Genomic DNA, 23,484 nt, shown 5'->3' on the forward strand with positions numbered 1-23,484 from the left:
TTCCCATGAAACTACACGGATCTGCCCTGGACTAACCCTCATTAGCCTCATTGCGCTATAAACTATGTCACACATTTATTCAGTAGTTGGGAGCATCAGCACATGCAACTGGGGATTATCGGACTAGGCCGCATGGGCGGGAATATTGCACGGCGCCTGATGCTCAATGGGCATACCACCGTTGTTTACGACCGTAACGAAGCATTTGTCAAAGGTTTGAGCGAAGAAGGCGCCACCGGCGTTGCCGACTTGAAGGCCCTGGTGGCCGGGCTGCAGAAACCCCGTGCCGTCTGGGTGATGTTGCCGGCAGGCGACCCCACCGAAAACACCATCAATGAACTCAGTGAGCTGCTGGAAGACGGTGACGTGATCATCGACGGCGGCAACACCAACTATAAGGATGACGTGCGTCGCGGCAAGGCCCTGGCGCAAAAGGGCCTGCACTATGTCGATGTCGGTACCTCCGGCGGCGTCTGGGGCCTGGAGCGTGGCTACTGCATGATGATCGGCGGCGACACCGAGACGGTGCAGCGCCTCGACCCGATCTTCGCCAGCCTGGCACCGGGCCTGGGCAACATCCCGCGCACCAAGGACCGTTCCGCGTCGGCTGACAAGCGTGCCGAGCAGGGCTACATCCACGCCGGCCCGGCGGGCTCCGGGCATTTCGTCAAGATGATCCACAACGGCATCGAGTACGGGATGATGCAGGCGTTTGCCGAGGGTTTTGACATCCTCAAGACCAAGAACTCGGAAAACCTGCCCGAAGACCAGCGCTTCGACCTCAACGTTGCCGATATCGCCGAAGTCTGGCGCCGTGGCAGCGTGGTCTCGTCCTGGTTGCTGGACCTGACCGCCGACGCCCTGGCCACCGACCCCAAGCTGGACGGTTACTCCGGTTCCGTGGCCGACAGTGGCGAAGGCCGCTGGACCATCGAAGCCGCCATGGAGCAAGCCGTACCGGTGCCGGTACTGTCCACGTCGTTGTTCGCGCGGTTCCGCTCGCGCCAGCAGAGCACCTACGGTGACAAGATGCTGTCTGCCATGCGCTTTGGCTTTGGCGGCCACGTGGAGACTTCCAAAAAATGACCGCCAACGGCAAGAAACTCAAGGCCGAACCTGCTCCACCCACCACCCTGTTTCTGTTTGGCGCCCATGGCGACCTGGTCAAGCGCCTGCTGATGCCGGCGCTGTACAACCTCAGTCGTGATGGCTTGCTGGGCGATGGCCTGCGTATCGTTGGCGTCGATCACAACGCCATCAGCGATGCCGACTTCGCCCAGAAACTCGAGGATTTTATCCGCACCGAGGCGGCGAGCAAGGTCAAGGGCAATGGGGATAACGCCCTCGATCCGGCATTGTGGGCGCAACTGGCCAAAGGCATCAGCTACGTCGAGGGCGATTTCCTCGATGACAGCACCTACGCCGACATCGGCAAGAAGATCGCCGGCAGCGGTACCGGCAACGCGGTGTTCTACCTGGCCACCGCACCGCGCTTCTTCAGTGACGTGGTGCAGCGCCTGGGCAGTGCCGGCCTGTTGACGGAAACCGATGACAGTTTCCGGCGCGTGGTGATCGAGAAGCCCTTCGGCTCCGACCTGGCCACCGCCGAAGCGTTGAACGCCAGCCTGCTCAAGGTGATGAGCGAGAAGCAGATCTATCGCATCGACCATTACCTGGGTAAGGAGACGGTGCAGAACATCCTCATCAGCCGTTTCTCCAACGTGCTGTTCGAAGCGTTCTGGAACAACCATTACATCGACCACGTGCAAATCACCGCCGCCGAAACCGTCGGCGTGGAGACGCGAGGCAATTTCTTCGAAAAAACCGGCACCCTGCGCGATATGGTGCCCAACCACCTGTTCCAGCTGCTGGCGATGGTGGCCATGGAGCCCCCGGCTGCCTTTGGTGCCGATGCGGTGCGCGGTGAAAAGGCCAAGGTCATCGGCGCGGTACGCCCGTGGTCCCTGGAAGACGCGCGGGCCAACTCGGTGCGCGGGCAATACACCGCGGGCGAAATCGCCGGCAAGCCACTGCCCGGCTACCGCGAAGAAGCCAACGTCGCTCCCGACAGCAGCACCGAGACCTTCGTCGCCCTCAAGGTGATGATCGATAACTGGCGCTGGGTCGGCGTGCCGTTCTACCTGCGCACCGGCAAGCGCATGAGCGTGCGCGACACCGAGATCGTGATCTGCTTCAAGCCGGCGCCCTATGCGCAATTCCGTGACACCGAGGTGGACGAGGTCAAGCCCACCTACTTGAAGATCCAGATCCAGCCCAACGAAGGCATGTGGTTCGACCTGCTGGCGAAAAAGCCCGGGCCGACCCTCGACATGGCCAACATCCAGCTGGGCTTTGCCTACAAGGACTTCTTCGAGATGCAACCGTCGACCGGGTACGAAACCCTGATCTACGACTGCATGACCGGCGACCAGACCTTGTTCCAGCGCGCCGACAACATCGAAAACGGCTGGCGAGCAGTGCAACCGTTCCTCGATGCATGGAAGGAGGACGACGGGATCCAGACCTACAAGGCCGGTGAAGACGGGCCCGCAGCGGCTGATGGGTTGCTGGCGCGCGATGGCCGCACCTGGCACTCGCTCGGATGAGTGATGCAGCGATTCATCCCATCCGTTTTATCCTCAGCGACGTGGACGGCACCTTGCTGCATCCGGATCACCGCCTGAGCCAGCGTACTGTCGACGCGGTGAGCGCCCTGCGCGAGGCCGGGGTGTTTTTCAGCCTGGCCAGCGGGCGACCGCCCAAGGCCATGCTGCACCTGATCGAGACATTCGGGATCGATGTGCCGGTGGCGGGCTTCAACGGTGGCACCTTGATCAACCCGGATGGCAGCATCCTGGTTGCCCACCACCTGCCGGCGGAGGCGGCGCTGGTGACCTTGGCGCTGTTCTCGGCCGAGCCGGATGTGGAAGTCTGGGTGTTTGCCGACGGCGACTGGCTGCGCCGTGGTCCGCCAGGGCCGGTGGAACCGCGGGAAGCCCATGGCCTGGGTTATGGGCCGGTGGTGGTGGAAAGTTTCGAACCCTACCTGGAGCGTATCGACAAGATCGTCGCCGCGAGCAACGACACCCAATTGCTGGTGGCGTTGGAAGCGCAATTGCAGCCCAAGGTCCAGGGCTTGGCCCAGGTGTCGCGTTCGCAGCCGATTTACCTGGATGTGACGGCCATGCTGGCCAACAAGGGCGAGGCGTTGAAGACCCTGGCGGCGCACCTTGGGGTGCCGCTGGAGCAGACGGCGGCCATCGGGGACGGGGGGAACGATCCGGCGATGTTTCAGGTGGCCGGGCTGTCGATTGCCATGGGGCAGGCGGAAGAAGCCGTCAAGCGCCAGGCCAGCGTGGTCACCGGCAGCAATGTCGAGGAGGGCGCTGCGGAAGCAATCGAACGGTTTATTCTAGCGGCGCGATAAGCGTCTTAAGTTCCATTGTGCAACTTGCGATCACTGTTTTGCAGTGATCGCAAGTTAGCCGCGATTTACTTCGGCATGGCCCAGGACTGCAACTGGTAGCCATCTTTGTCGAGTTCGGCGCGGGCCTGCAACAGCAAGTCTTCCAATTGCGCCGGGTCGCTATAGGTGTTCGACGACAGCTGTTTGCTGCCGATACGGTTATTGGTGCGGTCGATGACACTCAGGCTCAGGGCGCCATTGCCATCGTGCCAGGCCACGCATTGAAAGGGCTGGAAAGCACGGTCTGCGATCAAAAGAGCTTCGTTGATGCGGAGCGGGGCGTTCATGTGGGTCTCTCTCTAAATGCCCATTCAAGTGAGTACCGGCGGTTGGGCTGACCGTGCGGCGGGTTACTTGTACTGATGCGCGATGACGGGGTGCGGGTCACATGTTAGAGCAACAAATTTCAACTTTTCCTGATGGACGTCATGTAAGCGGCTGTTTTGAAAGCTGATTGAAAGTTTTGCGAAGACGCAACTTTTTGACCTGCAAACGCGAGTAGTGGCTTTTTGTCCGCACTTATAGCGAAACGATACAAGCACGCTGTCAAGATCTTGCTAGGGTTATCGGCAACCATTACAAACTGTTGTTTCTAAATAACTTTAGTGATTTTTGACGCCAAGGATCAGTCATGGGTGTGCCCCTCGTCCAACGTCGTTTGCTCGTGGTTGACCCCTGTGACGACTGCCACGGGTTGCTGCCCGGTTTGCGTACGGCCGGGTGGGATGTCGACAGTTGCACATTGGAATCGGTAGGAGAGCGCTCATGCGATGTCGGCCTATTGCGCCTGCAGCCCTATCATCTGGAGCGGCCTGAAGCGGTCAAGGAACTGATCAGTCGTAGTGGCACCGAGTGGATCGCCGTACTCAGCCAGGATGTGTTGCGCCTGCAAAATGTGGGGGACTTCGTCTGCGAGTGGTTTTTCGACTTCCATACCCTGCCATTCGACGTGGCGCGGGTGCAGGTGACCCTGGGCCGCGCGTTTGGCATGGCGCGCCTGCGTGGCAAGGGTCACACCCCGGTAGATGAAGGGCACGAGTTGCTGGGGGAAAGCCGCCCCATTCGTGAGTTACGCAAATTATTGTCCAAGCTGGCGCCCACGGAGTCCCCGGTACTGATCCGTGGCGACAGCGGCACCGGCAAGGAGCTGGTGGCCAAGACCCTGCACCGCCAATCCCAGCGCCATGCCAGGCCCTTTGTCGCGATCAACTGCGGCGCCATTCCTGAACACCTGATCCAATCCGAACTGTTCGGCCATGAGAAGGGCGCGTTTACCGGCGCCCATCAACGCAAGGTCGGGCGCATCGAAGCGGCCCATGGCGGCACCCTGTTCCTCGATGAAATCGGCGATTTGCCCATGGAACTGCAAGCCAACCTGCTGCGCTTTCTCCAGGAAAAGCAGGTCGAGCGGGTCGGCGGCAGCCAGCCGATTCCGGTGGACGTGCGGGTGTTGGCGGCCACCCACGTCGACCTTGAGGCGGCCGTCGCCAAGGGCGCTTTCCGCGAAGACTTGTACTACCGGCTCAATGTGCTGCAGGTGGTCACCGCGCCCTTGCGCGAGCGCCATGGTGATGTGGCGATGCTGGCCAACCACTTTTCACGCTTCTACAGCCAGGAAACCGGCCGCCGCCCCCGCAGCTTCAGCGATGACGCCCTGGTGGCCATGGGGCAACACCCGTGGCCGGGCAATGTGCGCGAACTGGCCAACCGCGTGCGCCGCGGCCTGGTACTCGCCGAAGGGCGCCAGATCGAAGCCGCCGATCTGGGATTGCTGGGCGAACAGGCAATTTCGCCACCCATGGCTACACTGGAAGACTATAAGCACCGTGCTGAACGCCAGGCGCTGTGCGATGTGCTCAATCGGCACAGCGACAACCTGAGTGTCGCGGCCCGTGTGCTGGGGATTTCCCGGCCGACGTTCTACCGGTTGCTGCACAAACACCAGATCCGCTAGGGCGGGTAAACCGAAAAGCCCCGCAACGACCCTTATCGTTGCGGGGCTTTTCCTTGTGCACCGGATTCTGTAGCGGTCGGGTTAGAAGTAATACGGGAATTTCAAGCTGAACGTAAAGTCCGGCGCATCGTCTGTCATGCCGATTGCCAGGTTCGGCACGATGGTCAGGTTATCCGACGCGGCAATGGTCATCCCCACGTTGAAATAACCGGCGTTGGCATCGCTGGAAACCACCGATTGCCAGTCGCCGCCGTTGGGCTTGAGCCTGCTCTTGCGCTGCACCAGGTCGGACACCGAGAACGACATACTCATCTTCTCGTTGAGGGCAAAGGCCACGCCGACCCCGAACTGGAAGCTGTCGCCCAGGCTGACCTTGCCGCCGACCTTCTGGTTGACGTCACTGCTGATGTCATCGAAGGATTCTTCGAAGTTATGGGTGTAGGACAGCGAGCCGAATAACACGGCAGGATCGAAGGTCTTGACCAGGGAAATGCCCGGAGTGATCGACCACACGCCATTGCCCGTAGGCAGGCTTTCCGGCACGAACAGGTTGTCGTTGCCGGGTGTATTGATCAGCTTGATACCAAACGGTTCTTTGCCGGTGGGCGCCTTGACCCGCACCGACACCACCGCATCCGGCAGGGTGGGGGTTTCGTCGAGGAACTTGTAGGCCACGCCGAAGTTGACGTCGCCGATGGTCGGGTCGCGGGTGACCGATTGTTCCGATGTGGCGGTGCCGTTGTTGCCGGCACCGGCAGACTGGTAAGTCGACTCGCGGTACACCACCGGCACGTTCACGTCGAACTGCCAACGGTTATCGACGTTGTAGCGCCCGGTCAGGTCCAGGGTCCAGTTATCGGACTTGATTCGGTCCAGGTTGATATTGCCGAGGAAAATCGAGTCCAGCGCCAGGAACCCGTTGAGGGTCAACTGACGGGCGTCGTAACGGGCATAGGTAACGCCGGTTTCGAAGCTGAACTTGCCGTTGCCGAAAAAGCCGCTGGCTTCGTTATAGAGGTTACTGACACTTTGCGCCGGGGCCGAATCATCCTTGAGGGACTGGCCGTAGGAACTGCCGCCGCCCCCCGCCCCACCGGATGCCGCCGCGGCCCCCGTGCCCGCGACGGTGGTGCCGTTGGCTTTTTGAAAGTCTGCCGGCGACTTGGCCAGGCGTTTGGGGGCCGGGGTTGCCGGTTGGTCTTCGACCTGACGCACGCGCTGCTCCAGCACGGCCAGCGCTTTTTGCTGCACTTCGTACCGCTGCTTGAGTTCCAGGAGTTCCCGTTTGAGGGTTTCGATGTCGCTGTCTGGCGCTGCATACAGAACGGATGCGGGCAAGAGCGTACTTAAACAGATCACAGCACGGAGCGATAACGATCGATGCATGAAATAAGCCGTCCTTTTCTAATGCGTAAGTGTCGACGGTCAGCGTAGTTCAATAACCGAGCGTGCGTAGGGCTTTGAGTTGATCCAGATTGCAGTTCAACGCACCGTTGTTCAAACCGTTGTTGTTCATCACGACGTTAAGTTGGGTCATGTTGTTGACGAAGTTAGTGTTGCCGGTCAGCACCGTGCCTTGCAGCACATTCCCGCCGCCGATCTGCTGCAGGCTGTTGCCCTGGTTGTGGTTGGCCTGGATCGCCATCTGCAAGCCACCGTTGTTGGCCGACACGCTCACGCGGCCTGCCGCGCTGTCACCGGTCACCGTGCCGCCGGCGACCAGCACCTGTCCTGATTGCACGATGTTGGAGGGCGCAAAACCGTTCTCGACGGTGATGCCCACATTGTTGTAGGCGGTGTTGCCATCGCCGGCGGTGCGTACGCTTTGTGTCACACCCTGGCCGCTGCCCAGGCCGGCGCCGCCGGTTACCGTGCCGGTGCCGGTGTTCGGGTTCGTGCCGTTGCCGGTCGAGCCGGTGGTTTGTACGTAGAATTGCGGGGTGATGGTCGACGAATCGATCTGCATGCTGGCCTTGCCGGTGATGGTGTCACCCACGGCGTTGGTCCAGGTGCTGCTCATGACAATGCCGAAGCTGATGATCCGTCCCGGCATCACGTAACGACCGCGCAGGTCGGCCATTTCCGAATCCTTGAGCTCGATGGGTTTGAACCCCGACGAAGCATAAGCGGGCATTGAGGCTGCCAGACACAAGACCGTCAGCCAACGGGAAGTGTTCATCTTTTGCTCCTGGAGCGTCCTGCCCCTTATTGCGCTTCTTAGAAGAAGTCGCTCTGGATAAAACCGAAATCCATCAGCTCGGCATCGCCTACGGGCCTGAACTCATTCAACTGGTTCTTGGCGGTCAGTGGCGTGGGCGGGTCGAGCAGGGCGTTGGCCTTGTCGTAACCTTCACCCAGCACGGCGAACACGATGCCGTTCCAGCCCTTGACGAAGTCATCATGGGAATAGCGCTTATGGCCCAGTACCGGGTCGCCGATATAGACCCAGTCCTTGTCGGCCCGCTGCATCACCACGAAGTGCTTGTAGCCACGAATTTCCAGCAGGACCACCACGGGGATCCTTACGGTGACCAGTGTTTCTGGCGCGATTTTGTAGCCCCGGGCACGCATGCCGATGCTTTCGAGGTAGCGCTTCATGTCCAGCATGGAAAAGCCCTGGGTACGCACCAGGTCCTGGTCGGCATTGACCAGCATGCCTTTGATGACGTGATCTTCGTCTACATCCAGCCAATAACCCTGGCGCAGAATGGTAGCGAGTGCCGCAGCACCGCAGCTGAAATCGGTTTTCTGTTCCACCAGGTTGGCGAACCGGCGTTCACGAATACTCTCGACCTTCTTGTAGATCACTGTACCGCCAGGCAGGGCGGAGATCGCCATGGTGCCTGCCCAGGTCGGGCCGGTGAGCAGCATCAGGAGGGTGAGGGTCGCGAGGCGCATGATCGTGTGACCTGCTGGACACTGGAATAAAAAAGGGCCTTGTTGCCAAGGCCCCGTTGGATCAGAAGCGCACGCCGCTGGCGCAGACGCTGCAACCTTGACCGATCGACAGGCTGTTGCTGCCTTGGTTGCCCGAACCGGATTGCAGGTTCACACCCACATTGCCGGAGTTGCGGTTAACCGAGTTGTCGAGGCTGGAGTTGTTGGACACGTATTGGGCTTTGCTGCCATGGCCATACCCGTAGCTGGTAGCGGCAGTGTTCAGGTAGCTGTTGGCGAGCGAGTTTTGCTCGGTGTTGGCGGCCGCTGCGATGTTTTTGCCATCAGCGGTGGTGATTGCCAGGTTGTTTTTACCCTGGTTGCCTTGACCGGCCTGGCCGTTGTAACCCAGGTTGCCGGAGTTCCCGTTAGCCGAGTTATCCAACGAGGCGTTGTTCTGGGTGCCTTTGTTGACGAAGTTGTTGAGCCCGCTGTTTTGATTGACATCGACGACAGCGAATACCGTTGCAAAGTCACCTTTGGCACTGGAGATGGCGCCGGAGTTGTCGGCCTGGTTACCACTGCCCGCCTGTACGTTGACCCCGGTGTTACCGCTGTTGCTGGTGACCGAGCCGTCGGCGGAGGCGTTGTTTTCGGTTTTGGTGTCATCGAACTTGTTGCCCACGCTGTTCTGCACATCGGTCACCACAGAGGCAACCACACCGGTGGGTTGAGGTGCAGGGTGCCAGCCACCACCTGCTTGAGCAGCAGCAGCCATGAGTGCGGCCAGTGCGAAAACCAGTGGTTTCAGAGCCATTTGAGGTTTCATGGTGTTTCTCCTTGCTTCTAATTAGTTGGTTAAGTGTTGGTACGGTCTAACGAGTGCTACCAAGCGTTTACTTGATAGTGATGCCCAGGGTGTTAGCCACTCGGTTCCCCACCCCGGCACTCTGGTTCACCTGAATCACTCCTCGGCTGCCTGTGAAGGCCTGGTCGCTCGTAACGACAAGGCGGCTGCCAGTGGTGGGGGTGAGCCCTGAGTCGGTTGCCAGCGTCGTGGTGTTCTGTTGCAACAGGACGCTGTCATCGATGCTTTGCGGGCCAGGGTTGATGCTGATCCGCACGGCATTGATGGATTGGTTATTGGCCCCGGCCGACTGGTTGATGCCCAGTACACCGTTGCCGTTGGTAAATGAGCTGCCCTGGATCGCCGCCCTGGCGTTCAGGGACGGGTCGACACTGCCGTCGAGGCGCTGGATGTTGACGTTGGTGGCCTGGCCACCGAGCGCGATGGCGCGGCTGTTGGACATTTGTTGCTGGTTGCCGGCCGCCTGGTTGATCGACACGACACCCTGGTATTGTTGGCCGCTGTTGTGGATCACCGCCGTGTCGTCGGCGAATGCCGGGGCGCTGGCCAACAGGGCGAGAACGAGCAGGGAACGATTCATCACTTGCCCCCCAGCATGCTGCCGATGTTATTCAACGGCGCCATGCCGCGCTGGACCGAGTCGCTGATCTGCCCGCCCATGCCGCTGCCCGCACCGTGGCCCGCAGCGGAGCCGGCCCCCAGGGTGGACATGCTGTTTTGTGTGGCGTGCAGGCCGGTCAAGGTGCCGTTGGTCTGAACTGCGCGGACAATGCTTGAGCCGCTGCTGATGCCGCCGATATCCATATCACTGAGCTCGCCAGTGGCACCGATGATGTCCCGGCTGGGGTTGGCGTTGGCGGTGGTGGGGTAGGGGTCTTTACCGAAGGCGGCGCGGCCGTACATATGAGCCTGTACGTTGCGCCCTGTCACGATCACGCCATCCTCTGCAAAGCTGGGAACACTGATGCCGACGCTGAGTACACAGCTGATCAGCAGCACGTTCATCGAACCTTGAGTGAGTGTGGCCACGGCGGCATTCCTTATTCGTCGCGCTGACCCTAAACAGCGCTGCAAGGGATAGAGCAGAAGCCGTGCCGCTTTTTATTTACCGTTGTTATTCAATGGCTTGGAGTTGTTTGTGGGCGAAGTGATGTCAGTGCTGTTTCAGCGCTGAGACACCTGCCGCCCAGGCATACACACAGCGCCGTACCACAAACGATTCACCAAGCTGTATCAGCGTTGTAACACTGCCTATGACAAAACGATGAATCCGCACCACAGGGGCGGTCCAGGGGAGTCGAGTGTCTCAAAAATGGACACTTCAGGCGCAACGACGCCCGAGCCGGGGGCAAGCTCAGCCTTTGGGGGATTTACGCGGGATGGAATTGAGTACGGGGTTGCCATCCTGGTTCTGGGTCAGATAGACCGGCAAGACCTTGGGCAAGGAGGGGATGAGGTTATTGACCTCGGTGATGTTGTAGATGCCGCCGATGCGAATCGTCCCGGTGTTGGCGTCTGCCAGCATCACCGGTTTGTTCAGGTAGCGGTTGATCAACGGCAACGCATCCACCAGCGCCAGGTTGTCGAGCACCAGCTTGCCCTGGCGCCAGGCCAGGGCGCTGTCATTGGCGGTGATTGCCTGTATGCGCGGCGTTGCATCGCCCTGTTGGTAGCTGGCCTGCATGCCCGGCGTCAGGGGCACGCTGCCGTGTAACGCGTCGCTGGCAATCTGCACCGAGCCTTCGAGCAACGTGACCCGCACCTGGTCTTCATACTTCCAGACGTTGAACTGGGTGCCCGTGACGCGCACCTGGCCTTCGCCTGCGTGCACGATAAACGGATGGGCGCTGTCATGGCTGACTTTGAAGAACGCCTCGCCCTTGTTCAACGTGACGCGGCGCTGATCCTTGTAGTTGCTGTAGACCAGCTCGGTGCCCAGGTTGAGTTCCACCTGGCTGCCGTCGCCCAGGGTGACCTGGCGCAAGCCGTTGGCGGCCTGGAAACGCTCATAGGAACTCGGCAGCCAGCCGGCTTCCCAGCCAGTGAAGGCGGCCAGAGGCAAGGCGACCAGGCAGATCGCCGCCGCGACCGCGTAGGTGCGCAGCCGGCTGCGCGGCTTGAACGGCACCACCACCGACGGGATCTCGTGGCGCGGCAGGTGGTCGGCGACGTCCCAGATTTCCAGCATGGCCGCGTATTCAAAGGCGTGCAGCGGATGGGAGTCATGCCATTGCGCAAAAGCCTGACGTTCATCCGCGGTGCAATCACTGGCGTGCAGGCGCATGCACCAATGCGCGGCGGCGTCGGTGATGGCGTCATATTCGGCTTCTGAAACGGACTTTTCGCTCATTAACTCATCCTGATTTCGCACATTCTAACCTCCCGAGGTGGACCGCGAGAACAGGCGTCATGGCGATTGCACATCAATTGGAACTTATTCTTATTTGCCAGGACCTAAAAAATTCAGGACATTCCCACAATGGAGTACGAATATGCTGAAGAAAACCTTAGTCGCCCTGTGTGCAACCACCGCGCTGCTCAGTGCCGGCGCCGCCATGGCCGATAAGCCCGGTGCGGGCTGGATCACCATTGAAAAGGCGATTGAAGTGGCCAAGACCAAGGCCGGCTACATCGAAGTCTATGCGGCCGAAGCCGATGACAACGGCTATTGGGAAGTCAAGGGCCGCAAGTCAGACGGCACCGTGTATGAAGCGCGCATCGATGGCGCTTCGGGCAATATCCTGCGTGACCAGAAAGACTGATAGACCCGCCGGGAGCCTGTTCAGGCTCCCGCATCCAGTTCCCGGCCGAGTTGGCTGATCATGTAGGTCACCGAGTCGGCATTCGCCAGAATGGTATCGATACGTTTATCGGCGTCGCTCATGAAGATGGCACGGGCATCACTGAGGGTGCGAGTGCCGGTGGTGCTCAGCACCTTGTCCTTGGCCGGTGTGGTCCCGCGGTTGCTGCCGAAGTCTTCCCATTCCTGGGAAAAATCGTCCCAGGTCTTGAACAGCAGGGCGGCGGGCGTGAGGGTGGACAAGGCGGTCTCACGCAAGTCGGCCAGGTCGGTCTGCATCGGCCTGGCGCCGCGGATGCTGACATTGATCAGGTCGTGGAACGGCCGCATGCTGTCCAGGTAGGCCAGGTCTTCGGTCAAGGATTTGATGTGGGTGATTTCGTGAATCAGCACCGTTGCCCGTGCATGGGCAGAGAGGTTGAAGGGCGTGTTCAGACGGTTTTGGTAGATATCCATGTGCGGGTCGAAGAAGCGATCGAGCAAATAGATTTTCTGCTCCGTGTCATTGGGCAGCACGAAGGCAAACGTGTCGTGTGGGCTATAGCGATGGGTGCCGGCGACAAAACGCTGTGAGTCGGGACCGATCAGGGTGTGATTGGTCAACTCATCGAGCAGTTCGTCGACGCGTCGCTCGACTCTTTGCACTTGATCGGAGGTCAGCGTGATCACGCCGAACAACTCACTGAAAAACCGCCCGGCACGACTGTTGGGGTCCAGGTGCGTGGCAAAGTGCAGGAGGTTGCGCTTGCAGGTGACCGCATAGTACGTCGCGACATTGAGCGCTTCATCGATGCACTGGGCTTTCCAACTCGACAACGCCGCAATTTCCCGCATGCCCGCCGCTTCGATATTGATGGCATCGCGCTCGGCCGCCCGTGTTTGCACCCTGCCGGTGTAGCGACTCAAGGTTTTTCCGTAGCGTGGATGATGTCGATCCAGGTCCAGTGTCCAGCCGCCCTGGGCATGGTGTTGTACATAAGGGCCGTGCAACTCGCCGTTGCTCAGGCGCCAGCGTTGCCCGGCTTTTTTCACCGGGTAGACCTTGCCTGCCACCGCGACAAAATCGCGGGTGCCGGTCTCATCTCGATAGGGGCTGTTGGGTGAAACTTGCTTCAAATCAGCCAAGGCCACCCCATGGTTTTCAAACGCTTGCAAATGGGTACGCCCGGGAGCGGTCAGGTCCAGGTCAGCCGACCTATCGGGTGAGGGCGCAAAGGCCTTGTCCATGTCCCTGCGCAAAGAGGCCAGCTCGGCCACCCCGGCGGCAAAGGTCTTGAGCGCGTGTTGCCAGCGATGTTGCTGCAGGTCTTCAGCGGAGGCCTTGAACAATTCATAGCTGCGCCACACCACCAGCGGATAGGCGAGCTTGCCGGCCAGCAATTGCAGGCCCTTGGGGATTTCCTCGCTGAACAGGCTGGTGACCGCGTCCCATTGGGCGCTGCCCAATCGCTCGAACTGGCGGGCCAGCATCCGCAGCAGCATCTCACTATTGTCATCGAACAACTGGTTCAGCAGGTTGCCGCCGATGGGCGATACGCCAAGACGAATCTCGGACAATCCTTGGCTCCAACGCTCGCCCAGCAAGTTGCGGTAAGTCGCTTGATGGGGCGCATCCAGCTGCCCGACTATCCAATCCTGCAGTGCGCCCGGGGTGGTGAATTCATGGAGCAGCGCGGCTTCATCCGCGTATTCGCGCAATAGATGCCTGGGACTGTAGGGCGCGTACAGGACCAGTGGGCCGCGGACGCCGGCGGCCGGCCCGATCAGGTAGCAGCCCAGCGCCTTGACCCGCGCCGCGCCCTCGGTGGCGATCAACTCAAGCGGACGAACGATCGCGGTCGCGCCACGCACGGCGGCCCGCGCCACCGCATCGGGCATGTCGAAGGCTTGCTGGATATAGCTCCAGGCCGAGGCGGACAGCCGCTCATCGAGGGTTTGCCCATGGGCGTATTGCAGCAATTGCCAGGGCAATTGCCGGCAGAACAATCGACGCCGTTCGCGGGCCTCTTCGGACTGACCCTTGAGAAGAGGGGTGAGCCGGGCCTGGTAGAGGCGTTTCAAATCCAGTTGGCGCACCAGTTGCACGATGGCATTGCCGTCCAATGCCGCCGGCAGCGGCGTGGCGGTACGCGAACGTGGCCGTATGGCGTCGCCACTGAGTTCGGGCAAGTGCCGCAAGGCAAAGTCCGTCAGGGTCTGGGCGTTACCTTTCAGGTCGATACGGCCGGGTATCAATACGTTATCCGGATTGACCACTTGCCCCGGAAAACGCGCGTTGAGCAGTTCCGCAAGCACACGCCGGGCTTCATTGCGCATCGGCGTGATGCTGTGCAGGTAGTCACGTGCGTCCGGTGCGCTGATGCGGTATTGCTCCAGCAGTTCGGCGTGGAGGATTTGCTCGTGGGGTGGCGCCATGCCCAGCCCTACCGGCAGCGCCTGCTGGCGGACCAGCGCGTGCGCGATGGCGATGGCCCTGGGCAGGTTGCTCGGTGGCGGGCGGCGGATCAGGTTGTCCATGCCGGTCTGCAAACGCGCGGCCTTCAGTCCCATCCAGAACAGATGATTGATCTCGTCACGGGTGAAGTCGCTGTAGGTCTGTTGCCGGTCATGCAGCAGGTGATCGTCGATACGTTGCAGTGGGCCGAGCTGACAGGCCTGATGGGGCACGCGCTTGGAGACGCGCAGGTTTTCCATCAGGGGCAGTCGCCGCCGGGGATGCTGCAGGCGTTGCTCCAGGTCATCGCGCAGGGCCTTGATCGATGCAAAGGCTTCATAGCCGCCATGGGGCGTCCACAACAGCGCCATGCCTGAATGCACGTTGTCCAGGCCGCCACGTTCGGTCAATACAAAACAATTGGCCAGGGCATGGGGCGTGGGATCCGAGCCGATGCGGACAGTCAGGCCGAACGCATCCGGGATAAAGCCGTTCAAGCCATGGCGGGTGAGGCGGGTCATGCTGTCGGCCTGGAGCGTGCTGTCCAGCAACGCCAGGCCGGCGGGCGACAGGCTCTTGTTCAGCGCCCGCAGTTGCGCTTCGCCGTTCAGGCCTTGCAGCATGCCCTGGCTCAGGTGCGCCTGGTTATTCTCCAGCAGCACATTCGGCAAGCTGCGCAGGTCATTGCGGGCAAACGTGCTCACTACCTGGTCGATGATCGCGTTGAAGGTCGCGAGGGTCAGGTTGTTCAGTTTGTAGGCGGCACCGGCGCTGCGCTTGCCGTAGAACCAGGTCAGGTAGGACGCGGGCAGGGCATCGGCTTGCCTGGCCAGGCGGGCGATAAAGTGCTCGACCATGCTCGAAGACGCCTGGGGCAAGCGCTCTTCGCGCTCCTGGGCCTGGGTGGGGTAGGTATTGATGTAGACGTCTTCGGGCTGCAGGTCCAGGTTTCGTCTGCTCAACTCCACCTGCAGGGCATGGGCGGCCAGGGTGCGCAGGGTTGGGAGTTGGCTGCGCTCCCGTGCCATTGCCGCCTCGACCGCCTGCAGTCGTTGCAGGTGCAGCCTGGCTTTTTCCGCCTGGACGGTGGAGGGGCGGCCATTGCCGCTGCTAATCGGATGGATGGACCAGCGTCCGTCGCTTTCCTGCTCCAGCAACCGAGTGTCGAGCATGTTGCGTACGTCCAGGGCGCTGTCGAGCAGGGCGGCCAGGTCGACGTTGCCTGCGCTGCGCCGATAAAGCCCGAGCGCATGCTCAAGGTTGCCGAGCTGTTTGGCGACGATGTCCGCGACCGTTTCCTGGAACACATCGCCGGCGACAGGTGTTCCGGTCACCTGGATTTGATCCATGCCGACGAATACGCTGCGCTCATCCATGGACAGGAAATTGAGCAACTCGTCTTCGTGCCCCGCGGTCTTGAGCATGGCCAGCAGGGTGTCGTTGAGGTCCTTGAGGTCGGCGAGTACCTGCAAGCCACGGGATTGGGTGTAGAGGTACGCGTGGGCAGTGCTGATCATCAGGGTGCTGGCCAGCTCGACGTAATGCTGAAAAGGCGCATGCACCCGCACTTTTTCGATGTTCAGCTGGCTGTCAACGGCTTTGCGCGCGGCCTGGTCCGGAAGAAATACCGTGCGCAGCCGCAGGCTTTCAGCGCTGCTGAGGACCGTTGCCTGGTGCTTGAACAACAGGTCGGCGCGAAACTTGTCAGCCATGACCCGGCTGAAGAAGCGCACGCGCGACTGGCCATCCTTAAAGTCTTCGTTCCAGTAGGTCTGCAGCAGGCTGTTCAATAACGTTGAAAGAATGCTGGCGGTTTGTTCGACCACGCTGTCCCAGCGCTGTTGCTCCTGGGCCAGTTGCTCGGCGCTGAAGGCCCGGGTGTCATGCCCGATGTTGAAATACGTATGGGTCTGGTCCGTGGGCCAGGCCTGCTGGACATAGAAGCGCAACAGCGCATCCCGCAGCGGTTCGGAGGCGACCCAGTGTATGTCCTCGGCCGTGGCCGCACGGCGGAAAAAGTTCACCCGGGTGTTGCTCTGGTTCACTCCTGGAAAATAGGTGCGGGCCATGATGCCGAGCAAGGTGTCGAGCATCTCGCGCAGGCTGGGGAGTTTGCGCAGCTCGGCGAGCATCGCCAGCACATTTTTCTGCTGGGCCGCGAGGATCACGCGTTCCTGGTCCTCCATCACTGCGCCCTGGATCACTGCGGTGGTGACTGTCAGTCGTGTGTCCGCCCCAAGCCCATCCCGCTCGTCGATCGACAGGAAACTCAGCAGGTCGGCGCGGTGCTGCGGTTGAGCCAGGCGGTCGCCGAGTGCATCGAACAACCCGGTGTGGCTTGCGAACAGCTCCAGGCCGCCGTAGGGCGTATAGAGCACGGTCTTGGCCTCGTCGGGTGTCGGGCTCATCACGAAGGCGCCGGCCAATGGGATGGCAGGTTGGTCGGCGAGGCCCACCAGCAGCCTTTCCACCCGCATGGGATAGCCGGTTTCCGTCGGCGCCATGCGTATCGCGTCAGTGGCGTAATACAGCGTGTTCAGCCAATCAAGGTCCTTGACGGTGAACCCGAGCGCACGCTCCCGTTCCGTCGGTTCCTTGCGTCGGTCCGGGCGCAACAGTTCTTCGAAGAAATAAGGTGGGGTGACGTTTGCCATGCTGCACTCTCCATCGGTATGGCGCGTTTGAGGCTCCAAAATAGGTGCTGGCATCACGTGGAGGGCGGTAGATAACTGGCGCAGATCTCAAGCGCCCGTTGACAGCAGGCACGGCAGGCGTTGTTTAATCATCGGCCTGGATTCTTGTTGTCTCTTCCAATTATAAAATCGGAGCTACAGATGTCTGCCCAGTCCCCGATAGTCGACAACGCCACAGCCCTCATCGGTTTCAACGACCTGGTGGGGTTGCTGAGTGCGGTATTCGTGAAACACGGCACCGCGCCGGAAGTGGCCGAAATCCTGGCGCGCAATTGCGCCAGTGCCGAGCGTGACGGCGCCCATAGCCACGGCATTTTCCGCATCCCCGGTTACCTCAGCACGTTGGCCAGTGGCTGGGTCAATGGCAAGGCGGTGCCGGTGGTCACTGATGTGGCGTCCGGCTTTGTACGGGTAGACGCCGGCAACGGGTTTGCCCAGCCGGCCCTTGAAGCGGCGCGCGCGCTGCTGGTGGATAAGGCTCGCAGTGCCGGTATCGCACTGCTGGCGATCCACAATTCCCATCACTTCGCGGCCTTGTGGCCGGATGTCGAACCCTTCGCCGAGCAAGGGTTGGTGGCGCTGAGCGTGGTCAACAGCATGACGTGCGTGGTGCCCCATGGCGCCGACCGGCCGCTGTTCGGCACCAACCCCATTGCCTTTGCCGCGCCGCGTGCCGACGGCTTGCCGATTGTGTTCGACCTGGCCACCAGCGCCATCGCCCACGGCGACGTGCAGATTGCCGCGCGCAAGGGTGAGCGCCTGCCGCCGGGCATGGGGGTCGACAGCCTCGGCCAGCCCACCACCGACCCCAAGGCTGTGCTGGAAGGCGGCGCATTGTTGCCCTTTGGCGGGCACAAGGGCTCGGCGTTGTCGATGATGGTCGAATTGCTGGCGGCGGCCTTGACGGGCGGTAACTTTTCCTTCGAGTTCAACTGGGCCGACCACCCCGGCGCACGCACGCCCTGGACCGGGCAACTGTTGATCGTGATCGACCCCAGCAAAACCGCCGGGCAAAGCTTCGCCGAGCGCAGCCAGGAACTGGTGCGGCAGATGCATGCGGCGGGGTTGCGGCGCTTACCGGGGGATCGACGTCATCGCACACGGGCGAAGTCGTTGGAGGAGGGCGTGGTGGTGGATCTGGACGCGTTGAACCAGCTGCGGGACTGGGCTACGTAGCAGTTGACGAGGCTCGTCAGCTGCTACGGGCATGTGTCGGTCAGTTACGGCGACCCAGCAGCAGGCCAACCACCAGGCCAAAGCCCGCGGAGATCGCCACGGTCTGCCATGGATGGCCACCGATGTAGGTTTCGGTGGCATCGACCACCGGCTTGCTGCGCTCGCGCACGTTGGATACCGAGTCCAGTGCCTGCTTGAGTTTGATGGCGACCTGTTCGCGCAGGGTTTCGCCTTCTTCGCCCACCAGGGCAGCGCTGCTTTTAAGCAGCTTGTCCGATTCTTCGATCAGGGCCGTCAGTTCACTGAATGCTTGATCCTTGATTTGATCTTCAACAGCTTGGGCGGCAGTTTTGCGGGCCATGGGTGTGACTCCTTGCAGGTGAATGTGACAGTGAACAATGGAGTGCCGGGCGGTGGCAAAAGTTGCAGTTTTTTTGCCGGGTCGGCACTGGCGAACGAAATCCGAATCCGGAAAAATCGACCTACAGTGTAAGATGTCGTCTATTTGTGCAGCAGGAATTTCAACATGAGCTTCAATCTCGCCAACAAGACCCTCGCCGAACGCGCCGAGCTGGAAGATGAAAAGTCCCGCCTCTACGACCTGTGGCAAACCAACCTGGGCAAAGCCAAGGGCGAAGCCGCGCGGTTGTTCGGTGAGCGCGCCAAGCGCAAGGGCAAGTGGGCCGAATGGGTCCGCGCCGAACTCGACGGCATGTCGCCGCCGGAGTTTTCCAACATGGTGCGCAGCGAAGTCAACAAGTTGATGGCGGCGGCGAAGTAAAGCCGGCGGCAATCGCTTCGCGTACTTTAAGCAACATCGGATCAAGCTGGGCCTGGGTGCGCCAACCCAGTTCCACCGGGTAGCGCGGCAGCGCCAGCGGGCAGGGCAGGACCCGCAGGCCGGTCATCTCGGCGATGGCCTGCGCCGCATGCCCGGGAATGGTCGCCACCGCCTGGCTGCCCTTGAGCAGAAACGGCAGTGCGGCAAAATGACTGGTCGAGGCGCACACCTGGCGGCTCAGGCCCTGCGCTGCCAGCCCTTCGTCGGTGATGCCGATGAACCCGCCTGACGACACCAGCACATGCTCGCGGGTGACAAATTCATCCAGGCTGAGACTTTCCTGGCCCGGCGCCAGGCTGCGTGGGTCCACGACGCAGCGATAATCCCCCTCTCCCAGTACCTGCCGACTCAACCGGCTTTGCGCAAAGCCGCCTGCGGTAATCGCCAGGTCCAGGCTGCGGTCGAGCAGGGCACCGGCAACGATCTGGCTGTGGGTCTGGCGGAAGATTACCCGCAACTGTGGCAGGCGCTGTGCGATGGCATCCATCAGCCGGCGGCCATAGGCGATCTCGAAGTCATCCGACAGGCCCACCACCACCGACCGGCCTTGATAATTCGGGTTGTCCGGATTGACCATCGCCAGGCTTTGCCGACAGCGCGCCAGCGCCTCGCTGATCACCGGTTTCAATTGGTTGGCCCGCAGCGTCGGCGCCAGGCCACGGCCGGTGCGCACAAACAATTGGTCGCCATAGACGTCGCGCAGACGTCGCAGGCCTGCACTGATGGCCGACTGCGTGACACCCAGGCGCAACGCCGCGCGGCTGGCGCTGGACTCATCGTGCAGGGCTTCGAAGGTTTTCAGCAGGTTCAGGTCGACCTGGGCGATATTCATCTGGCTCATATCATTCAGCACTGAGGTGGGCTTTATTCATGATCGAGCCTGGCGAGAGAATGGGCAACCCCCCTTATCTGGAGTGATCGTGATGCCCGTTTCTACTGTGGCGGCCCTGCAAATCGGTTCCCTGCCAGGCGGCAAGGCCGACACCCTGGCGCAAATCCTCGCCTATGAAGACGAGATCCTGCGCAGCGGCGCGCAATTGGTGGTGATGCCCGAAGCGCTGCTCGGCGGCTATCCCAAGGGTGAAGGGTTTGGCACCCAATTGGGCTATCGCCTGCCCGAAGGCCGCGAAGCCTTTGCCCGCTACTTTGCCAACGCCATCGATGTGCCGGGCGCCGAGACCGAGGCCCTGGCCGGCCTGTCGGCACGTACCGGCGCCAGCCTGGTGCTGGGGGTGATCGAGCGCAGTGGCAGCAGTTTGTATTGCACCGTGCTGTATGTCGAACCCACGGGCGGCCTGGTGGCCAAGCACCGCAAACTGATGCCCACCGGCACCGAGCGGCTGATCTGGGGCAAGGGCGACGGCTCGACCTTGCCGGTGATCGACGCGGCGGCAGGGCGTATCGGCGGTGCGGTGTGCTGGGAAAACATGATGCCGCTGCTGCGCACCGCGATGTACGCCAAGGGCGTCGAGGTATGGTGCGCGCCGACGGTGGATGAGCGCGAGATGTGGCAGGTGAGCATGCGCCATGTGGCGCATGAAGGGCGCTGCTTTGTGGTCAGTGCGTGCCAGGTGCAGGCCTCGCCCCAGGCATTGGGCATCGAGGTCGCCAACTGGCCTGCGGAACGCCCGTTGATCGCCGGCGGCAGCGTGATTGTCGGCCCGATGGGCGACATCCTCGCCGGGCCACTGGTGGGGGAGGCCGGGCTGCTGACGGCGCAGATCGACACCGATGACCTGGTGCGAGCGCGGTACGACTATGACGTGGTGGGGCATTACGCCCGCCCGGATGTGTTCGAGCTGGTGGTGGATGAGCGCGCCAAGCCAGGTGTGCGCTATATCACCGACTGAAAGCCGGTGGAAATGTGGCAGGGCCCCTCAGCGTTTAGAGGATTGATTTTCCAGCCATTCCTCGCGGGTCATTTCCCAGATATCCCGTGGGAAAGTACCTGCCACAAACTCACCTTCATCCGTTCTGATCAAACGCATACCCGTACGCTCGGAAATCCGCCGCGAGCCCAGGTTGGGCGCGGCCTTGGGCACTCGCAGCACAGGGCGCTTGAGCACGCCGAACCAGTAGTCGGTCACCGCCGCGCTGGCTTCGGCCATCAACCCTTGCCCCTGCCATTGCGGCCCCAGCCAGAACCCGCGGTTGTTATCCTGCTCGTCCATCAAGCTGACGTTACCAATCAACTGTCCAGGCGCGCTTTTCAGGCGCAGGGACCAATGCCATTCCTCGCCACAAGCCATGGCGGGCAGGGCGATGTGCTCCAGGTAGGTGCGCGCGCCGTCGGCCGGGTAGGGCCACGGCACCAGGGCGTTGAGGTAACGCACCACGTCCCAATGCGCGAATTGCTGCTGGATCCCTTCGGCATCGTCCAGGGTCAGCGGGCGCAGGATCAGGCGTTCGGTGAAGAGTGTCGGTTGCATGGGGTCATTACCAAGTCGCGGTATTGGGCAAATCCAGCGTGCCACGGTCCACAAAGCGCATCGTGCCGAACAGGCCTCCCTCCAATTTGCCCCGCAGCACGTAGGGCAGGTTGTTGAGGCTCTGGGTCTGGCTCAGGCCCAAGGTCTGGCGCAGCACGGAAAACGCCGAAACGCTCACCGGCACCATCAGCACGGTCTCGGAAAAACGCGGGATGCTGCCGCGCTGATCACTCACCCCCGACGCCAGCGGCCGGCCATTGACCTCCAGATCCAGGGCCACGCCGTTGTAGTCGATCGCCGTTTCATTGGGGTTCTGCACCCGCAGTTTCACGGCGAAGCGCACTTCCAGGTCCTGGCTTTGCAGCGGCTCGATGCCCACCACATTGATATTCACCGGGTCGCGGTTGGGGAACAGCGCACAGGCGCTCAGGCTCAGCAGTAGCAGCGATAGAACCATGAGCTTGCGCATGCAAAGGGTGCTCCTATTTCGTGACGTCCGGGTCCTGCATCACTTTGAGGGTAGAGGACTCCGGATCAAATTCATCTTCTTCCAGCTCTATGAACGCTTCCGGCAGGAAAATGTTCAGCAGGATTGCACAGAACGCGCCCACGGTGATCGGCGATTCGAAGATGTTGTGCAGCGCCTTGGGCAGGTCGCGCAACACTTCCGGCACGGCGGCCACGCCCAGGCCCATGCCCAGGGAGATCGCCACGATCAGCACATTGCGGCGGTGCAGCCCGGCTTCGGCGAGGATCTTGATGCCGGCCACGGCGACAGTGCCGAACATGATCAGGGTCGCGCCGCCCAGCACCGGCTTGGGCATCAGTTGCAGCACCGCGCCGATCATCGGGAACAGCCCCAGCAGCACCAGCAGGCCGGCAATGAAGTACGCCACGTAGCGGCTGGCCACGCCGGTCAACTGGATCACGCCGTTGTTCTGGGCGAACGTCACCATCGGCAGGCTGTTGAAGGTCGCCGCCATCGCCGAGTTGAGGCCGTCGGCCAACAGGCCCGACTTGATGCGCTTGATGTACAGCGGGCCCTTGACCGGCTGTTGGGAAATCATCGAGTTGGCCGTCAAGTCACCGGCCGCTTCCAGGGGCGAAATCAGGAAGATCACCGCCACCGGGATAAACGCCACCCAGTCGAACGAAAAACCGTACTTGAACGGCACCGGCACGCTGATCAGCGGCACCTGGGGCAATGCCGCCATATCGACGCGGCCCAGGTACCAGGCCACCACAAAGCCCAGGGCCAGGCCGATCACGATCGAACCCAGGCGCAGGAACGGGTTATTGAAGCGGTTGAGCACCACGATGGTCAGCAGCACCAGGGCCGCCAGGCCCATGTTGCTCGCCGCGCCCAGGTCGCTGGCGCCAAAGCCGCCGGCCATGTCGGTAACGGCCACCTTGATCAGCGACAGGCCCATCAGGGTAATGATGGTGCCGGTCACCACCGGGGTGATCAGTTTGCGCAACTTGCCGATGAACTGGCTGAGCACCACTTCGATAAACGCCGCGAAAAAGCAGATGCCAAAGATCGTCGAGAGGATCTCATCGGTGCCGCCGCCCCGGGCCTTGACCATGAACCCCGCGCTGAGAATCACGCTGATAAACGAGAAACTGGTGCCTTGCAGGCACAGCAGCCCCGAACCGATAGGGCCGAACGTGCGCGCCTGCACAAAGGTGCCGAGCCCCGAGACAAACAGCGCCATGCTCACCAGGTAGGGCACTTCGCTTTCCAGCCCGAGCACGCCACCGACGATCAGGGTGGGGGTGATGATGCCGACGAAACTGGCCAGCACGTGCTGCAACGCGGCAAATATCGCCGCACTGAAATGCGGGCGGTCCTCGAGGCCGTAGATCAGGTCGGATTTATAGCGGGGGCGGGGGGCTTGAGCGTCAGACAAAATGAGGGCTCGGGTCAGAAAATGGAGGCGCAGGAT

At 61.5% G+C, this 23,484-nt stretch carries 22 protein-coding genes; 8 read left to right on the forward strand and 14 right to left on the reverse strand.

Annotation, left to right across the window (positions count from 1 at the left end; genetic code table 11):
- Positions 1-57 precede the first annotated feature (57 nt).
- The 3 genes from gnd to BLQ09_RS16330 are packed head-to-tail and all read left to right on the forward strand — an operon-like array spanning position 58 to position 3,427.
- Entirely contained in the window at positions 58-1,086 is a 1,029-nt protein-coding gene (gnd, locus tag BLQ09_RS16320) for a phosphogluconate dehydrogenase (NAD(+)-dependent, decarboxylating) (protein WP_223841635.1), read from the forward strand.
- Complete coding sequence (gene zwf / locus BLQ09_RS16325) at positions 1,083-2,606, forward strand: glucose-6-phosphate dehydrogenase (protein WP_092357823.1); 1,524 nt, start codon at positions 1,083-1,085, stop codon at positions 2,604-2,606. Before gnd ends, zwf begins: the two co-directional genes overlap by 4 nt.
- Positions 2,603-3,427 carry an HAD family hydrolase gene (locus BLQ09_RS16330; RefSeq protein WP_092357825.1) on the forward strand — a complete coding sequence of 275 codons (825 nt, stop codon included), beginning with the start codon at positions 2,603-2,605 and terminating at the stop codon, positions 3,425-3,427. Before zwf ends, BLQ09_RS16330 begins: the two co-directional genes overlap by 4 nt.
- Before the next feature lie 65 nt (positions 3,428-3,492).
- Here the strand turns inward: BLQ09_RS16330 and BLQ09_RS16335 are convergent, their stop codons facing one another.
- The gene (locus BLQ09_RS16335; RefSeq protein WP_027606452.1) at positions 3,493-3,753 is read right to left on the reverse strand and encodes a hypothetical protein; all 261 of its coding nucleotides are present in this window, start codon (positions 3,751-3,753) and stop codon (positions 3,493-3,495) included.
- Positions 3,754-4,097: 344 nt separating this feature from the next.
- Here BLQ09_RS16335 and BLQ09_RS16340 point away from each other — a divergent pair, with 344 nt between their 5' ends.
- Positions 4,098-5,420 (forward strand): sigma-54 dependent transcriptional regulator, encoded by a 1,323-nt coding sequence (locus BLQ09_RS16340; RefSeq protein WP_027606451.1) that lies wholly within the window; start codon positions 4,098-4,100, stop codon positions 5,418-5,420.
- Between the two features lie 81 nt (positions 5,421-5,501).
- Here the strand turns inward: BLQ09_RS16340 and BLQ09_RS16345 are convergent, their stop codons facing one another.
- The 7 genes from BLQ09_RS16345 to BLQ09_RS16375 all read right to left on the reverse strand — a co-directional run bounded on the left by BLQ09_RS16345 (position 5,502) and on the right by BLQ09_RS16375 (position 11,515).
- Positions 5,502-6,806, reverse strand: a complete 1,305-nt coding sequence (locus BLQ09_RS16345; RefSeq protein ID WP_027606450.1) for a hypothetical protein — start codon at positions 6,804-6,806, stop codon at positions 5,502-5,504.
- A gap of 49 nt (positions 6,807-6,855) precedes the next feature.
- Positions 6,856-7,599 (reverse strand): hypothetical protein, encoded by a 744-nt coding sequence (locus BLQ09_RS16350; RefSeq protein WP_027606449.1) that lies wholly within the window; start codon positions 7,597-7,599, stop codon positions 6,856-6,858.
- Between the two features lie 38 nt (positions 7,600-7,637).
- The gene (locus tag BLQ09_RS16355; RefSeq protein WP_027606448.1) at positions 7,638-8,318 is read right to left on the reverse strand and encodes a C39 family peptidase; all 681 of its coding nucleotides are present in this window, start codon (positions 8,316-8,318) and stop codon (positions 7,638-7,640) included.
- Between the two features lie 61 nt (positions 8,319-8,379).
- Complete coding sequence (locus BLQ09_RS16360) at positions 8,380-9,126, reverse strand: hypothetical protein (RefSeq protein ID WP_027606447.1); 747 nt, start codon at positions 9,124-9,126, stop codon at positions 8,380-8,382.
- A gap of 67 nt (positions 9,127-9,193) precedes the next feature.
- Entirely contained in the window at positions 9,194-9,745 is a 552-nt protein-coding gene (locus tag BLQ09_RS16365) for a hypothetical protein (protein ID WP_027606446.1), read from the reverse strand.
- Positions 9,745-10,194: a hypothetical protein gene (locus BLQ09_RS16370; RefSeq protein WP_027606445.1), complete on the reverse strand. Its 450-nt coding sequence runs from the start codon at positions 10,192-10,194 to the stop codon at positions 9,745-9,747. Before BLQ09_RS16370 ends, BLQ09_RS16365 begins: the two co-directional genes overlap by 1 nt.
- Positions 10,195-10,519: 325 nt before the next feature.
- Positions 10,520-11,515, reverse strand: a complete 996-nt coding sequence (locus BLQ09_RS16375) for a FecR family protein (protein ID WP_092357827.1) — start codon at positions 11,513-11,515, stop codon at positions 10,520-10,522.
- A 142-nt stretch (positions 11,516-11,657) separates the two neighbouring features.
- On the opposite strand from BLQ09_RS16375, the gene BLQ09_RS16380 reads away from it, so the two are divergent.
- Positions 11,658-11,927: a PepSY domain-containing protein gene (locus BLQ09_RS16380; RefSeq protein ID WP_034104642.1), complete on the forward strand. Its 270-nt coding sequence runs from the start codon at positions 11,658-11,660 to the stop codon at positions 11,925-11,927.
- A 20-nt stretch (positions 11,928-11,947) separates the two neighbouring features.
- Here BLQ09_RS16380 and BLQ09_RS16385 read toward each other — a convergent pair whose 3' ends face one another.
- Entirely contained in the window at positions 11,948-17,053 is a 5,106-nt protein-coding gene (locus tag BLQ09_RS16385) for a dermonecrotic toxin domain-containing protein (RefSeq protein ID WP_092357829.1), read from the reverse strand.
- A 180-nt stretch (positions 17,054-17,233) separates the two neighbouring features.
- On the opposite strand from BLQ09_RS16385, the gene BLQ09_RS16390 reads away from it, so the two are divergent.
- Complete coding sequence (locus tag BLQ09_RS16390) at positions 17,234-18,268, forward strand: Ldh family oxidoreductase (protein ID WP_027606441.1); 1,035 nt, start codon at positions 17,234-17,236, stop codon at positions 18,266-18,268.
- Positions 18,269-18,308: 40 nt separating this feature from the next.
- On the opposite strand, the gene BLQ09_RS16395 is transcribed toward BLQ09_RS16390, so the two are convergent.
- On the reverse strand, positions 18,309-18,629 hold the full coding sequence (locus tag BLQ09_RS16395) for an ElaB/YgaM/YqjD family protein (protein ID WP_032887039.1): 321 nt from the start codon (positions 18,627-18,629) through the stop codon (positions 18,309-18,311).
- 165 nt (positions 18,630-18,794) lie between these two features.
- On the opposite strand from BLQ09_RS16395, the gene BLQ09_RS16400 reads away from it, so the two are divergent.
- Positions 18,795-19,049 carry a hypothetical protein gene (locus tag BLQ09_RS16400; protein WP_003190904.1) on the forward strand — a complete coding sequence of 85 codons (255 nt, stop codon included), beginning with the start codon at positions 18,795-18,797 and terminating at the stop codon, positions 19,047-19,049.
- Here BLQ09_RS16400 and BLQ09_RS16405 read toward each other — a convergent pair.
- Positions 19,021-19,941 (reverse strand): LysR family transcriptional regulator, encoded by a 921-nt coding sequence (locus BLQ09_RS16405; RefSeq protein WP_027606439.1) that lies wholly within the window; start codon positions 19,939-19,941, stop codon positions 19,021-19,023. The genes BLQ09_RS16400 and BLQ09_RS16405 overlap by 29 nt on opposite strands.
- Before the next feature lie 91 nt (positions 19,942-20,032).
- Between BLQ09_RS16405 and BLQ09_RS16410 the strand changes: the two genes are divergently transcribed.
- A complete protein-coding gene (locus BLQ09_RS16410) occupies positions 20,033-20,959 on the forward strand; it encodes a carbon-nitrogen hydrolase family protein (protein WP_027606438.1) in 927 nt (308 codons plus the stop codon).
- 27 nt (positions 20,960-20,986) lie between these two features.
- On the opposite strand, the gene BLQ09_RS16415 is transcribed toward BLQ09_RS16410, so the two are convergent.
- The 3 genes from BLQ09_RS16415 to BLQ09_RS16425 are packed head-to-tail and all read right to left on the reverse strand — an operon-like array spanning position 20,987 to position 23,448.
- Positions 20,987-21,538, reverse strand: a complete 552-nt coding sequence (locus BLQ09_RS16415; protein WP_027606437.1) for a GNAT family N-acetyltransferase — start codon at positions 21,536-21,538, stop codon at positions 20,987-20,989.
- Positions 21,539-21,545: 7 nt separating this feature from the next.
- Positions 21,546-22,007 (reverse strand): LEA/WHy family protein, encoded by a 462-nt coding sequence (locus BLQ09_RS16420; RefSeq protein ID WP_027606436.1) that lies wholly within the window; start codon positions 22,005-22,007, stop codon positions 21,546-21,548.
- Between the two features lie 13 nt (positions 22,008-22,020).
- Entirely contained in the window at positions 22,021-23,448 is a 1,428-nt protein-coding gene (locus BLQ09_RS16425) for a nucleobase:cation symporter-2 family protein (RefSeq protein WP_027606435.1), read from the reverse strand.
- Positions 23,449-23,484: the final 36 nt, after the last annotated feature.

Source organism: Pseudomonas sp. NFACC25 (assembly GCF_900100935.1).
Taxonomy (GTDB): domain Bacteria; phylum Pseudomonadota; class Gammaproteobacteria; order Pseudomonadales; family Pseudomonadaceae; genus Aquipseudomonas; species Aquipseudomonas marginalis.

Coding starts and splice junctions, on each gene's coding strand:
- zwf (WP_092357823.1), top strand. CDS start 1,083: ATGACCGCCAACGGCAAGAAACTCAAGGCCGAACCTGCTCCACCCACC.
- BLQ09_RS16330 (WP_092357825.1), top strand. CDS start 2,603: ATGAGTGATGCAGCGATTCATCCCATCCGTTTTATCCTCAGCGACGTG.
- BLQ09_RS16335 (WP_027606452.1), bottom strand. CDS start 3,753: ATGAACGCCCCGCTCCGCATCAACGAAGCTCTTTTGATCGCAGACCGT.
- BLQ09_RS16340 (WP_027606451.1), top strand. CDS start 4,098: ATGGGTGTGCCCCTCGTCCAACGTCGTTTGCTCGTGGTTGACCCCTGT.
- BLQ09_RS16345 (WP_027606450.1), bottom strand. CDS start 6,806: ATGCATCGATCGTTATCGCTCCGTGCTGTGATCTGTTTAAGTACGCTC.
- BLQ09_RS16350 (WP_027606449.1), bottom strand. CDS start 7,599: ATGAACACTTCCCGTTGGCTGACGGTCTTGTGTCTGGCAGCCTCAATG.
- BLQ09_RS16355 (WP_027606448.1), bottom strand. CDS start 8,318: ATGCGCCTCGCGACCCTCACCCTCCTGATGCTGCTCACCGGCCCGACC.
- BLQ09_RS16360 (WP_027606447.1), bottom strand. CDS start 9,126: ATGAAACCTCAAATGGCTCTGAAACCACTGGTTTTCGCACTGGCCGCA.
- BLQ09_RS16365 (WP_027606446.1), bottom strand. CDS start 9,745: ATGAATCGTTCCCTGCTCGTTCTCGCCCTGTTGGCCAGCGCCCCGGCA.
- BLQ09_RS16375 (WP_092357827.1), bottom strand. CDS start 11,515: ATGAGCGAAAAGTCCGTTTCAGAAGCCGAATATGACGCCATCACCGAC.
- BLQ09_RS16380 (WP_034104642.1), top strand. CDS start 11,658: ATGCTGAAGAAAACCTTAGTCGCCCTGTGTGCAACCACCGCGCTGCTC.
- BLQ09_RS16385 (WP_092357829.1), bottom strand. CDS start 17,053: ATGGCAAACGTCACCCCACCTTATTTCTTCGAAGAACTGTTGCGCCCG.
- BLQ09_RS16390 (WP_027606441.1), top strand. CDS start 17,234: ATGTCTGCCCAGTCCCCGATAGTCGACAACGCCACAGCCCTCATCGGT.
- BLQ09_RS16395 (WP_032887039.1), bottom strand. CDS start 18,629: ATGGCCCGCAAAACTGCCGCCCAAGCTGTTGAAGATCAAATCAAGGAT.
- BLQ09_RS16400 (WP_003190904.1), top strand. CDS start 18,795: ATGAGCTTCAATCTCGCCAACAAGACCCTCGCCGAACGCGCCGAGCTG.
- BLQ09_RS16405 (WP_027606439.1), bottom strand. CDS start 19,941: ATGAATATCGCCCAGGTCGACCTGAACCTGCTGAAAACCTTCGAAGCC.
- BLQ09_RS16410 (WP_027606438.1), top strand. CDS start 20,033: ATGCCCGTTTCTACTGTGGCGGCCCTGCAAATCGGTTCCCTGCCAGGC.
- BLQ09_RS16415 (WP_027606437.1), bottom strand. CDS start 21,538: ATGCAACCGACACTCTTCACCGAACGCCTGATCCTGCGCCCGCTGACC.
- BLQ09_RS16420 (WP_027606436.1), bottom strand. CDS start 22,007: ATGCGCAAGCTCATGGTTCTATCGCTGCTACTGCTGAGCCTGAGCGCC.